The following is an 11,183-nucleotide window of genomic DNA, read 5'->3' as shown; positions in this document are numbered from 1 at the left end:
GGATGGAGCAGGCGCAGCACCTCCTGGAGGCGGTGACCTACGCGGAGGACCCGTACAGCTGCGCCACCGGCGCCGACGCGCTGGTCATCGTCACCGAATGGGATGCCTTCCGCGCCCTCGATCTGGCCGAGCTCAAGCGGGTGATGAAGGCGCCGGTGATCGTCGACCTGCGCAACATCTACCCGTCCGACGAGATCGCCGAGGCCGGCTTCTCCTATTGGAGCGTCGGCCGCAGCGACGACGCGCACGGGCAACAGGCGGGCCTTACCGTGGTCCCCATGCGGCCGCTGCAGAAGGCCAGCTGACGGTTCATCGTCTCCCCGCCGGCCGAACTTGACGGGGTAGCCTCTCCCCGGCCATGACGCCTCGAGGCGGGTGGCCGGCCTTTGGCCAGGCGGCGAGGGGGCGCATGTGGACGTGCAGGACGAAGGCATCGACGCGCGGGCGCTGGCGGAACGGCTGCGCCAACGCCTCGACGACCGCTCCGCCGTGGTCGGTATCATCGGCATGGGCTACGTCGGCCTGCCGCTGACCCTGGCGGCGCACCGCGCCGGTTTCTCCGTCATCGGTTTCGACATCGACCCGGCCAAGGTCGACGGCCTCAACGCCGGCCGCTCGCATCTCAGCAGCGTGCCGCAGCCGCGGGTCGCCGCCATGGTGGAGGCCGGCCGCTTCACCGCGACCGGAGACTACGGCCGCATCGCCGATGCCGATACGATCCTGATCTGCGTGCCGACGCCGCTGTCGCGCCACCGCGAGCCCGATCTCTCGTTCATCCGCGCGACGGCCGCCGCCATCGCGCCGCGCCTGCGCCGCGGCCAGCTCGTGGTGCTGGAATCGACCACCTATCCCGGCACGACGCGGGACGTGCTGAAGCCCATTCTGGAGACCAGCGGCTTCAAAGTGGGCCAAGACGTGTTCCTGGCCTATTCGCCGGAGCGGGAAGATCCGGGCAATATCGACTTCGAGACGGCGACCATTCCGCGCGTGGTCGGCGCCGACGACGAGCTGGCCGCCGGCCTGGTCGCCCGCCTCTACGCCACCATCGTCAGTCGCGTCGTGCCCGTCGCCGACACGGCGACCGCCGAGGCGGTCAAGCTCACCGAGAACATCTTCCGCTCCGTCAACATTGCCTTGGTCAACGAGCTCAAGCTGATCTACGAGCGTATGGGCATCGACATCTGGGAGGTGCTCGCGGCGGCGAAGACCAAGCCCTTCGGCTACATGCCGTTCTATCCGGGCCCCGGTCTCGGCGGCCACTGCGTGCCCATCGATCCGTTCTACCTCACCTGGAAGGCGCGCGAGTTCGGCGTGCCGACGCGCTTCATCGAGCTGGCCGGCGAGATCAACACGGCGGCGCCTCTGCACGTGGTGGACCGGTTGATCGACGCCCTCAGCGGGCGCCGGCGCCAGAGCATCGCCGGCGCCCGCATCCTGCTGGTCGGCATGGCCTACAAGAAGAATGTCGACGATACGCGCGAGAGCCCGGCGCTGGTGCTGATGGAGGAGCTCGAGCGGCGCGGCGCCACGGTGGCCTTCTACGACCCGTTCGTGCCCGTCATCCCGCCGACGCGCGAGCATCCGCTGCTGGCGGGCCGCCGCGCCATCGCCTGGTCGGCCGACGAGTTGGAGCGCTTCGATGCCGCTCTCATCGCCACCGACCACGACGGCGTGGACTACGCCGAACTGACGGCGCGCGTCCCTCTCGTCGTCGACACGCGCAACGCCACCGCCGCCGTCACCGCCGGCCGCGAGCGCATCGTCCGCGCCTAGCTCGCTCGTGGGCTTTCAGGACGGTGGATGGTCGGGCTTGACCCGACCATCCATCCGCCTTGCTGAGTGGCCGGGCCGCTCCGGCCCGGGCCGTGCGGCAGCGCACCGCGGCCCCGCGGCATCGCTATTAATCTTAACAAATGATTGATTTTTTGCGGCTTGCCCCGGTGGTGGGCCGACCGTAGGGACGGGTGGCCATGGCCCACAACCTTCTTCCCATCCTGTTCGGTATCGTCGCGCCGCTGCTCAGCACCGGCTGGCTGGTGTTCGTTCACGGCTAAGCGAGACCAGCGCCGAAATCGGCTTGTCTCGACCGCCTTGGGCGCGATTGGACAAAAGTCCTGCATCGTCAAAACAGCGCCGCGTCGCGCCGAATACGCAGCCGGCCGGCACCCTGGCGGCCGAGACCGGGCGGCCCTCGCGGCGCGTCGCGTTTACCGTACACGTCATTGTAGCTTTACGTGACCCGTTGCTTAATGGATCATTAAAGTCGATCGATTTCTTGTGAAGGGGGCTAACGATGCGTCTACTCGGTCTTGCAGCTCTCGTTCTCGGTGCTGCGCTCGCGACTCCCGCAAGCGCCGGCGTGACGGTGAACGTCAATCTTTCGTCGCAGCGGATGACGGTCAGCGTCGATGGTCAGCCCAGGTATAATTGGGCGATCTCGTCGGCGCGGGCGGGCTATGTGACGCCGAACGGCGTCTATCGTCCGCAACGGCTCGAGAAGTACTGGTATTCGCGCAAGTATGGCGGCGCCATGCCGCACGCCGTCTTCTTCCGTGGCGGCTATGCCATCCACGGCACGACGGCCGTCCGCGCGCTCGGCAATCCGGCTTCGCACGGCTGCATCCGCCTGCATCCGGCCAACGCCGCGACGCTCTACTCCCTGGTCAGGAGCGAGGGGGGCACCCGCATCGTCATCACCGGCTCGCGGCCCGGCACCGCTTACGCGGCGCGCAAGGCCAAGCACCGGGTGGCCAAGCACCACACGCGCACGCACCGACACTACGCGAGCCGCCCCGCGCGGGCTCCGGCCCTCGCCTATGCACCAGCGCAGCGCGCGCCGGTGGGGTCGCTTCAGTACTGGATGTCGAACCCAGGCCGCCGCTGACGATCTGCCCCGATCGGATCACGATCTGCTCGGGGCTCGACGTGCGCGGCGCGGGGTGATCATCCCCGCACCGGGCCGTGCTCTCTACGCGCTCGGTTTGCCAATACGGCGGAGCCAGGCCTGCGCCAGCGCCACGTCGGCCTGGGTGAGGCCGTGGCCGACAGGCAGCGTCTCCTGCTCCACCGCGGCGCCGGCCGCCGCCAGGCGCCGCGCCAGCGCGGCAGCGTTGCCAGCGGGCACGATCGGGTCGGCCGCTCCGGACAGCAGCAGCACCGGCTTGCCGGCCAGCTGCTGGCGCTCCTCCTCCGCCTGACGGGCGCTCAGGGGTACCATGGCGCGGATCAGCGCGGCCCCGGCCAGCGCCTCCGGCCGTGCCAGGAGCACGGCCGCGGCGATATTGGCGCCGTTGGAAAAGCCGATGGCGATCGGGGCCGCCAGCGCGTAGCGCTCGCGTGCCTCGGCGATGAAGACGGCGAGTTCCTCGGCCCGCTGCCGCACGTCGGCCTCGTCGAAGACGCCCTCCGCCAGGCGGCGGAAGAAGCGCGGCATGCCGTTCTCGCTGACCGGGCCGCGCGGCGACAGCAGCGCCGAACCGGGCGACAGCGCGCGCCCGAGCGGCAGGAGATCGGCCTCGTCGCCGCCGGTGCCGTGCAACAGCAGCAGCGGCGCCTCGGGGTCCCGCCCGGGCTCGAAGCGATGGGTCCAGGGGCGATCCAAAGTGGTCTGCATGGGAGCCTCCTTGCGGAGCGCCGGCCCAGCCGCGTGAACGCCACGCGGCTGGAGCAGATGCTCCGAGATCGTCGAGTTCGAAGTTGCCGCCCGGCCGGCCGGGCGCCGGCCGTTCAGGCGACGGCCGGCAGCACGGCTTCGAGCTGGCCGCGCCGGCCCTCCAGGAGCGCCGGCAGCTTGAGTGCCTCGCCGAGCGCGGCCACCGGCTCGTCCACGGCGAAGCCGGGAACATCGGTGGCGATCTCGAACAGCACCCCGCCGGGCTCGCGGAAGTAGACCGAACGGAAGTAGTTGCGGTCGCGCTGCTCGGTCGTCGTAATGCCGTGGCGGTCGGCGAGCTTGCGCACCATCTGCGCCTGCTCGGCGTCGTCGGCGGCGCGGAAGGCGATGTGGTGCACCGAGCCGCCGCCCGGCCGGCCGCGCAGGAAGTCGCCCGCGCCCCTGAGGTCGACGATGCCGCCCACGGCCGTGTCGCCAGCCTTCAGGCGCACGGTCGTGCCCTCGCGCCCGCTCTCGCGGAAGCCGAGCACGTCGGTGAGGATCCCTGCCGTGGGCGCCGTGTCGGCGACCAGCAGCGTCACCGCGTGGAAGCCGCGGATCGCCGCCTCGGGCCCGATGTCATCGACCGACCACGCCGGCTCCGCTTCGCTGCCGGCGACGCCGACCAGCGCGAGCTTCATGCCGTCGGGGTCGGTGAAGGCGAGCACGCTTTCGCCGAAGCGCTTGACGATGGCCTCGTGCGGCACGGCCGCAGCCACCAAACGCTGCACCCAGAAGCCGAGCGCGGCCTCGGGAACGCGGAATGCGGTCTCCAGGGTCTCGCCGACGCCGATCCGGCCGGGCGCCACATGCTCCCATGGAAAGAAGGTGAGGATGGTGCCGGGCTCGCCCTGCTCGTTGCCGAAATAGAGGTGGTAGGTGCCGGGATCGTCGAAATTGACGGTCTTCTTGACCAGGCGCAGTCCGAGCACCCGCGTATAGAAATCGTGGTTGCGGCGGACCGGGCCGGCGATGGCCGTGACGTGGTGAATGCCGGGATGGGTCATGGTCGTCTCCGTCGCAGGGAGCCGGGCGCCGTCTTCGTCGCGGTGCCGGTCGCGGTCTGCTGATGCTGACAAAGAGATAGTCCGACGGGGGCGCGGCGCTAGCGGCCTATCATTGCGTTGATGCAAGGTGCTCTGTGCATATCGGCCAATGTTCTTGCATGTGAGCGCCTGTGCACGTGGGCGTTGATCGTCTTCGGCCGGGCTTGACCCGACCATCCATCGGTCCGAAAGAACGGCAGCCCAAGGGGCTGGCCGAAAGGGAGCACGATACGACGCCGATGTCCGTTGACCGCGCGCCGGCGAGGCGCCTCACCCTGGTGCTCGGCGGCGCCCGCTCCGGCAAGAGCCGGCACGCGGAAGCCCTGATCGAGGAGGCGCCGTCGCCGTGGCTCTACGTCGCCACCGCCGAGGCTTTCGACGACGAGATGCGCGAGCGGATCGCCCTGCACCGCTCCCGCCGCGACGGCGGCTGGCGCACGCACGAGGCGCCGCTGGCGTTGGCCGATACCCTCGCCGCCCTGTCGGTCGGGCCGCTCCTGATCGATTGCCTCACCCTCTGGCTCAGCAACCACCTCCTCGCCGGCAGCGACATCGCCGCCGAGAGCGCGCGGCTGGAGCAGGCGATCGCCGCACGGTCCGGCCCGACGGTGGCGGTGGCCAACGAGGTTGGCCTCGGCATCGTGCCCGACAATGCGCTGGCGCGGCGCTTCCGCGACGAGGCCGGGCGGCTGAACCAGCGCCTGGCCGCGCGCGCGGACCGGGTCTTGTTCATGGTGGCCGGCCTGCCCATGGTGGTGAAGGACGAGCCGGGAGAACGCCGATGACCGATCGGATCGACGACGATGCAGCCGCCCGCCACCGCGCCAAGATGGCCAAGCGCAAATCCGTGCAGGACGCGGAGGTGGCCGGCAAGACGACGCACGAGAAGGGCCTGCTCATCGTCAACACCGGGCCGGGCAAGGGCAAGTCGACGGCGGCCTTCGGGCTGGCGCTGCGCATGCTCGGCCACGGCCGGCGCGTCGGCGTGGTGCAGTTCATCAAGGGCGCCTGGGGCACGGGCGAGCGCGACGCCTTTGCCGTCTTCGGCGACCGCGTCTCCTGGCACACCATGGGCGAGGGGTTCACCTGGGAGACCCAGGACCTCGCCCGCGACATTGCCGCCGCCCGGCGCGCCTGGGCCAAGGCCTGCGAGCTGATGGCCGACTCCCAGTTCGATCTCGTGGTGCTCGACGAGCTCAACGTGGCGCTGCGCTACGACTATCTCGTCCTCGCCGAGGTGGTGGCGGCGCTGACGGCGCGCCGCCCCTCGCTGCACGTCGTCGTCACCGGCCGGAACGCCAAGCCCGAGCTCCTGGCTGCCGCCGACCTGGTCACCGAGATGGGGCTGGTGAAGCACCATTTCGCCGCCGGCGTGCGCGCCCAGGCGGGCGTCGAGTTCTGATGCTCCGGGGCGCGTGCGTCGGAAAGGCGGCAGCATGAGCGCCCGGGCCCTCATGATCCAGGGCACCGGCTCCGACGTCGGCAAGTCGCTGGTGGTCGCCGGCCTCGTCCGCGCCCTGGTACGTCGCGGCCTCACCGTGCGTCCGTTCAAGCCGCAGAACATGTCGAACAACGCGGCGGTGACGGCCGACGGCGGCGAGATCGGTCGGGCCCAGGCGTTGCAGGCGCGCGCCGCGGGCGTTGCGCCGTCGGTGCACATGAACCCGGTGCTGCTGAAGCCCCAGAGCGAGACGGGTGCTCAGATCATCGTGCAGGGCCGGCTGTTCGGTTCCGCCAAGGCGGCCGACTACCAGGCGATCAAGCCGCGGTTGATGGGGGCGGTGTTGGACAGCTTCGGCCGCCTCGGGGCCGAGAGCGACATGGTGATCGTCGAGGGCGCCGGCAGCGCCTCGGAGGTCAACCTGCGGGCGGGCGACATCGCCAACATGGGCTTTGCCCGTGCTGCCGACGTGCCCGTCGTGCTGCTGGGGGACATCGAGCGCGGCGGCGTCATCGCCAGCCTGGTGGGCACCCGGGCCGTGCTCGACGCGGAGGATGCGGCGCTCATCCGCGGTTTCCTGGTCAACAAGTTCCGCGGCGATCCGGCTCTCTTCACGGCCGGCATCGCGACGGTCGAGCGGCTCACCGGCTGGCCGGGGCTCGGCCTCATCCCGCACTTCGAGGATGCGCGGCGCCTGCCGGCGGAGGACGCGCTGGCGCTCGCCGGGTTCGGCCGCGGCCGCCGGCCCGGGGCGCGGCTGCGCATTGCCGTGCCGATCCTGCCGGGCATCTCCAACTTCGACGACCTCGACCCGCTGGCGGCGGAGCCGGATGTGGAACTGGTGCCGGTGCGGCGGGGCGAGGTCATCGCGGGCGACGCCGACCTGGTTCTGCTCGTGGGCTCCAAGACGACCATCGCCGACCTGGCGATGCTGCGGGCGGATGGCCTCGACATCGACATCCTGGCCCATGTCCGCCGCGGCGGCCGGGTGCTCGGCCTGTGCGGCGGCTACCAGATGCTGGGCCGCAGCATCGCCGATCCCGACGGCATCGAAGGCCCGCCGCAGACCGTCGCCGGCCTCGGCCTGCTCGACGCGCACACCGTGCTCACCGGCGACAAGCGCCTTGCCCGGGTGACCGGAGCGACGAGCGACGGCATCGCCTTTGCGGGCTATGAGATGCACCTCGGCGTCACCACCGGCGCAGACGCGGCCCGCCCCTTTGCCCGCCTGGTGGACGGGAGTCCCGACGGCGCTATCTCTGCCGACGGCCGCGTCGCCGGCACCTATGTGCACGGCCTCTTCGCCCACGACGCTCAGCGGTCGGCGTGGATCACCCGCCTCGGTGGCGCGGCCGGCGGGCTCGATCACGAGGCCGGCGTGGACGCGGTGATCGAGCGCCTGGGCGAGCACATGGCGCAGCATATCGATCTCGATCGGCTGCTGGACCTGGCGCGTTAGCTTTTTGGCCGATGGACCGCTCCCTCGTCATCAATCCTCATGGCCTGCGAAGGGCTAGAGTATTTCCGCGTTTCTTCGAATCGCGGAAATACCCTATCTATTTGTTTTACCGCGTTTTCTTCACGCGAACCGGCGTCCACTTCGCTCAAAACGCTCTAAGCCATCTCCCCGAACAGCCGTCAGGCATCTCCCCGGACCAACCGACAAGCCCGGCCATGGCGAGGTGGGGGCTGGAAGCGCCTCGGCTTCGACGTCATGTTGACCGGCCAACGATCCACTCAAAGCAGCGCGGCCAGCCCGGCCACCAGCCCGATCAGCAGAGCATCGGCGACGACGACGAGTCTGAGCCCGGCGCGGATGTCGGCGGCCGTCAGCGCCGAGCGCCCGCCGCGGTTCATCGCCGGTAGCAGGATTTCGACGCCGTCGTAAGCGCGGGTGCCGCCGAGCGCGACGCCGAGTGCGCCGGCAAGCGCTGCTTCCGGCCAGCCGGCGTTGGGTGATTCGTGGCCGCGCGCGTCGGATCGCACGGCCGCCCAGGCGCCGCGGCCCGACAGGCCCGGCAGCAGGGCGGCGGCGGCGGCGATGAGCAGCGCCGCGAGGCGCGAGGCCGGCAAATTGACGAGATCGTCGAACCGGGCCGCCGCCCAGCCGAAGGCGAGGTGCCGCTCGCTCTTGTGGCCGATCATGCTGTCGGCCGTGTTGACCGCCTTGTAGACGGCGGCCCCCGGCAGCCCCAGCATCGCGAGCCAGACGGCGGGCGCGACGACGCCGTCACCGAAGCTCTCCGCCAGGGTTTCCAGGGCGGCGCGCGCCACCGCCGGCTCGTCGAGGTGCTCGGTATCGCGGCCGACGATGTGGGAGACGGCGGCGCGGCCGGCCCCGATGCCGTCCCGCTCCAGCGCCGCGGCGACCCGCGCCACGTGCTCGTAGAGGCTGCGCTGGGCCAGCAAGGAACTGGCGAAGACCGCGAGCAGCGCGATGGCGACGGCGCTGCCGCCAAGGACCGCCTCGATCGCCAGCGTCGGCAGCGCGACCGCCGCGATGAGCAGGGCGAGCGCCACGACCCCGCGGCGGCGGCGCTCGCCGAAGCTCGCGTCATCCCGGTTGAAATGTCGATCGAGACGGCCGATCAACCACCCCATCCAGGTCACGGGATGGCCGATGGTGCGAAAGACGCGTGCGGGGTAGCCGACGGCGACGTCGATCAGGAGGGCGAGGAGCGTGAGCGAGAGAGCCATTGCGGCTCGGATCCAGGCAAGCGAGGGGAGGTCGGCTCCCGCGGGAGCGTTGGCTCCGCTGGTCCATGGCGGCGACCTGGCGTGGGCGCGACGCCGGTTTCCCGCGGCGCCCGAACCCTTGCTCGACCTATCGACCGGGATCAACCCCCACGCCTATCCGTTGCCGCCGATGCCGGCCGACGCCTTCACGCGGCTGCCATCGGCCGAGGCCGACGCGCGCGTGCGCCACCTGGCCGCGACGGTCTATGGTGCGCCGGACGCCGCCCACGTCACCCTCGCGCCCGGCACGCAGATCCTGCTGCCGCTGCTCGCCGGCCTGGTGCCGCCGGGCCGAGCTGCCGTGCTCGGGCCGACCTATGCCGAGCACGCCCGCGCCGCCCGCCTCGCCGGGCATGACGTGCACGACGTGACCGACGCAGCCGCCCTGGTCGAGGCCGACCTTGCCGTTCTGGTCAACCCCAACAATCCGGACGGCCGGCTGCTGGCACGGGCTGCCGTCGAGGATCTGCTGGCGGCTCGGGGGGGGCGCGGCCTCATGGTGGTGGACGAGGCCTTCATGGACGTGGCGCCTGACGGCGTCAGCGTGGCGTCGCTCACCAGCATGCCCGGGCTCGCCGTGCTGCGCTCGTTCGGCAAGTTCTACGGCCTGGCCGGCCTCCGCCTCGGCGCCCTCGCCGCGGTGCCGGCGACGGTGGCGCGCATCGCTGCTCAACTCGGGCCTTGGGCGGTCTCCGGCGTCGCGCTCACGATCGCCGAGGCGGCGCTGGCGGACCAACCCTGGCGGACGGCGATGCGGGAACGGCTTGCGGGCGAGGTACGGCGGCTGGACGCCCTGCTCACGGGCGCGGGGCTTGCGCCAAGCGGCACGGACCTGTTCCGGATGGTCGAAAGCGCGCAGGCGCCGATGCTGTTCGAGCGCCTGGGCCGGGCCGGGCTCGTCGTGCGCTGCTTCGAGGCGATGCCGCAGCGGCTGCGCTTCGGCCTGCCGCCGGACGATGCCGCCTGGGCCCGTCTCGCCGCCGCGCTCGCCTGAGCCTGACGCGATTCATCGCCAGGGGCGGAGCCGCGCGCACGGGCCGGCGGGCGAAGTGTTACGAACGGAATATTCCACGGCCGGTTGCAAGTTTGGAAGCTCTTTTTGGCAGAGCTGCGATAGCGTCTGCCTACGTAACGATGACGGCCTGAACGCTTTCAGCCCGGCGGGAACAACGACGTGCTCGCCGCGCGGGAGTGTAGGGCAAGATTTCGCCGGGTGATAACTGGCGAGTTTTGTTCGATCGTGGCCAAGAGTTATCGTTACCAAGAGCCATCGCGACGGCGCAGCGGTGCGCCGGCCGCTTCCCGAATGCTCCCTCCGGTCGCCGGCAGTGCGAGGGGCGGAGCCATGCCCATCCCCGCCCATTGGATGTCCCCCATGACCCAGCCGCTCCGCGTCACCGCCGACATCGCCGAGGCCGATGTCCGTCCCCTCGCGGCCCGCCTCGGCGCGGAAGTCCGCAACCTGCGCCTCTCGGGCGACCTCTCCGCCGAGGTCATCGAAGCTATCAACGGCCTGCTGCTGCGCCACAAGGTGATCTTCTTCCGCGGACAAGAGCATCTCGACGATGCGGAGCAAGAGCGCTTCGCCGTCCGCCTCGGCGGCCTGGTGCCGCATCCGACGGTCGGTGCGCTCAAGGGCACGGCGTCGATCCTCGAACTCGACTCGGGCCGCGGCGGCGGGCGGGCCGACCAGTGGCATACGGACGTCACCTTCGTCGACGCCTATCCCAAGTATTCGGTGCTGCGGGCCGTCGTCGTTCCTGCCTTCGGCGGCGACACGATCTGGTCGAATACAGCGGCCGCCTATGCTCGCCTCCCCGCACCGCTGCAGCGGCTCGCGGATGAGTTGTGGGCCGTGCACAGCAATGCCTACGACTACGCCGCGGTGAAGATGCAGGGCAGCGAAGCCGATCGCAAGCATTTCGAAGATGTTTTTACAGGGACGATCTACGAGACTGAGCATCCGGTGGTTCGTGTGCATCCGGAGACCGGCGAACGTACGCTCATCCTCGGTAATTTCGTCCAGCGCTTTGCCGGGCTGTCGAAGGGTGACGGGCAGAAGCTGTACGATCTCTTCCAGTCGCACATCACGGCGCCGGAAAACACCGTGCGCTGGCGCTGGCAGGCGGGCGACGTGGCCATCTGGGACAACAGGGCCACCCAGCACTACGCGGTGAACGACTACGGTGAGCAGCATCGCGTGGTTCGCCGCGCCACCGTCGATGGCGATGTCCCCGTCAGCGTCGACGGACGGCGGAGCGTCACCCGCGTCAAGACCAGCAAGTCCGCGGTGGCCAAGGCCGCCTGA

The 11,183-nt window shown here is 70.6% G+C and carries 11 protein-coding genes; 8 read left to right on the top strand and 3 right to left on the bottom strand.

The genetic code is table 11. From position 1 onward, the window contains the following. The 3 genes from IEW34_RS28680 to IEW34_RS28670 form a co-directional block, all read left to right on the top strand. Positions 1–305: UDP binding domain-containing protein (locus IEW34_RS28680; RefSeq protein WP_280516344.1), on the top strand; the 305-nt coding region annotated here is incomplete at its 5' end. Between the two features lie 106 nt (positions 306–411). Continuing rightward, entirely contained in the window at positions 412–1,773 is a 1,362-nt protein-coding gene (locus tag IEW34_RS28675) for a nucleotide sugar dehydrogenase (RefSeq protein WP_373288345.1), read from the top strand. A gap of 520 nt (positions 1,774–2,293) precedes the next feature. After that, positions 2,294–2,884, top strand: coding sequence for a L,D-transpeptidase (locus IEW34_RS28670; protein ID WP_188612665.1), 591 nt, complete (start codon positions 2,294–2,296; stop codon positions 2,882–2,884). Positions 2,885–2,968: 84 nt separating this feature from the next. Here IEW34_RS28670 and IEW34_RS28665 read toward each other — a convergent pair whose 3' ends face one another. After that, on the bottom strand, positions 2,969–3,613 hold the full coding sequence (locus IEW34_RS28665; RefSeq protein ID WP_188612664.1) for an alpha/beta hydrolase: 645 nt from the start codon (positions 3,611–3,613) through the stop codon (positions 2,969–2,971). A 113-nt stretch (positions 3,614–3,726) separates the two neighbouring features. Then, entirely contained in the window at positions 3,727–4,659 is a 933-nt protein-coding gene (locus IEW34_RS28660; RefSeq protein ID WP_188612663.1) for a ring-cleaving dioxygenase, read from the bottom strand. Between the two features lie 278 nt (positions 4,660–4,937). On the opposite strand from IEW34_RS28660, the gene cobU reads away from it, so the two are divergent. The 3 genes from cobU to IEW34_RS28645 are packed head-to-tail and all read left to right on the top strand — an operon-like array spanning position 4,938 to position 7,598. Further along, complete coding sequence (gene cobU, locus IEW34_RS28655; protein WP_188612662.1) at positions 4,938–5,483, top strand: bifunctional adenosylcobinamide kinase/adenosylcobinamide-phosphate guanylyltransferase; 546 nt, start codon at positions 4,938–4,940, stop codon at positions 5,481–5,483. After that, positions 5,480–6,100 (top strand): cob(I)yrinic acid a,c-diamide adenosyltransferase, encoded by a 621-nt coding sequence (gene cobO, locus IEW34_RS28650; protein ID WP_188612661.1) that lies wholly within the window; start codon positions 5,480–5,482, stop codon positions 6,098–6,100. Before cobU ends, cobO begins: the two co-directional genes overlap by 4 nt. 34 nt (positions 6,101–6,134) lie before the next feature. Next, entirely contained in the window at positions 6,135–7,598 is a 1,464-nt protein-coding gene (locus tag IEW34_RS28645; RefSeq protein ID WP_188612660.1) for a cobyric acid synthase, read from the top strand. A gap of 278 nt (positions 7,599–7,876) precedes the next feature. On the opposite strand, the gene cbiB is transcribed toward IEW34_RS28645, so the two are convergent. After that, positions 7,877–8,836 carry an adenosylcobinamide-phosphate synthase CbiB gene (cbiB, locus tag IEW34_RS28640; protein ID WP_188612659.1) on the bottom strand — a complete coding sequence of 320 codons (960 nt, stop codon included), beginning with the start codon at positions 8,834–8,836 and terminating at the stop codon, positions 7,877–7,879. Between the two features lie 49 nt (positions 8,837–8,885). On the opposite strand from cbiB, the gene cobD reads away from it, so the two are divergent. Further along, positions 8,886–9,869 (top strand): threonine-phosphate decarboxylase CobD, encoded by a 984-nt coding sequence (gene cobD, locus IEW34_RS28635; RefSeq protein ID WP_308424405.1) that lies wholly within the window; start codon positions 8,886–8,888, stop codon positions 9,867–9,869. A gap of 381 nt (positions 9,870–10,250) precedes the next feature. After that, positions 10,251–11,183 carry a TauD/TfdA dioxygenase family protein gene (locus IEW34_RS28630; protein ID WP_188612658.1) on the top strand — a complete coding sequence of 311 codons (933 nt, stop codon included), beginning with the start codon at positions 10,251–10,253 and terminating at the stop codon, positions 11,181–11,183.

The organism is Chelatococcus reniformis, assembly GCF_014640075.1.
GTDB classification, from domain to species: domain Bacteria; phylum Pseudomonadota; class Alphaproteobacteria; order Rhizobiales; family Beijerinckiaceae; genus Camelimonas; species Camelimonas reniformis.
Note: the sequence above shows the minus strand (reverse complement) of the source record. Positions and strands in the feature narration are given on the sequence as shown.

Coding starts and splice junctions, on each gene's coding strand:
- cobU (WP_188612662.1), top strand. CDS start 4,938: ATGTCCGTTGACCGCGCGCCGGCGAGGCGCCTCACCCTGGTGCTCGGC.
- cobO (WP_188612661.1), top strand. CDS start 5,480: ATGACCGATCGGATCGACGACGATGCAGCCGCCCGCCACCGCGCCAAG.
- IEW34_RS28645 (WP_188612660.1), top strand. CDS start 6,135: ATGAGCGCCCGGGCCCTCATGATCCAGGGCACCGGCTCCGACGTCGGC.
- IEW34_RS28670 (WP_188612665.1), top strand. CDS start 2,294: ATGCGTCTACTCGGTCTTGCAGCTCTCGTTCTCGGTGCTGCGCTCGCG.
- IEW34_RS28665 (WP_188612664.1), bottom strand. CDS start 3,613: ATGCAGACCACTTTGGATCGCCCCTGGACCCATCGCTTCGAGCCCGGG.
- cbiB (WP_188612659.1), bottom strand. CDS start 8,836: ATGGCTCTCTCGCTCACGCTCCTCGCCCTCCTGATCGACGTCGCCGTC.
- IEW34_RS28630 (WP_188612658.1), top strand. CDS start 10,251: ATGACCCAGCCGCTCCGCGTCACCGCCGACATCGCCGAGGCCGATGTC.
- IEW34_RS28660 (WP_188612663.1), bottom strand. CDS start 4,659: ATGACCCATCCCGGCATTCACCACGTCACGGCCATCGCCGGCCCGGTC.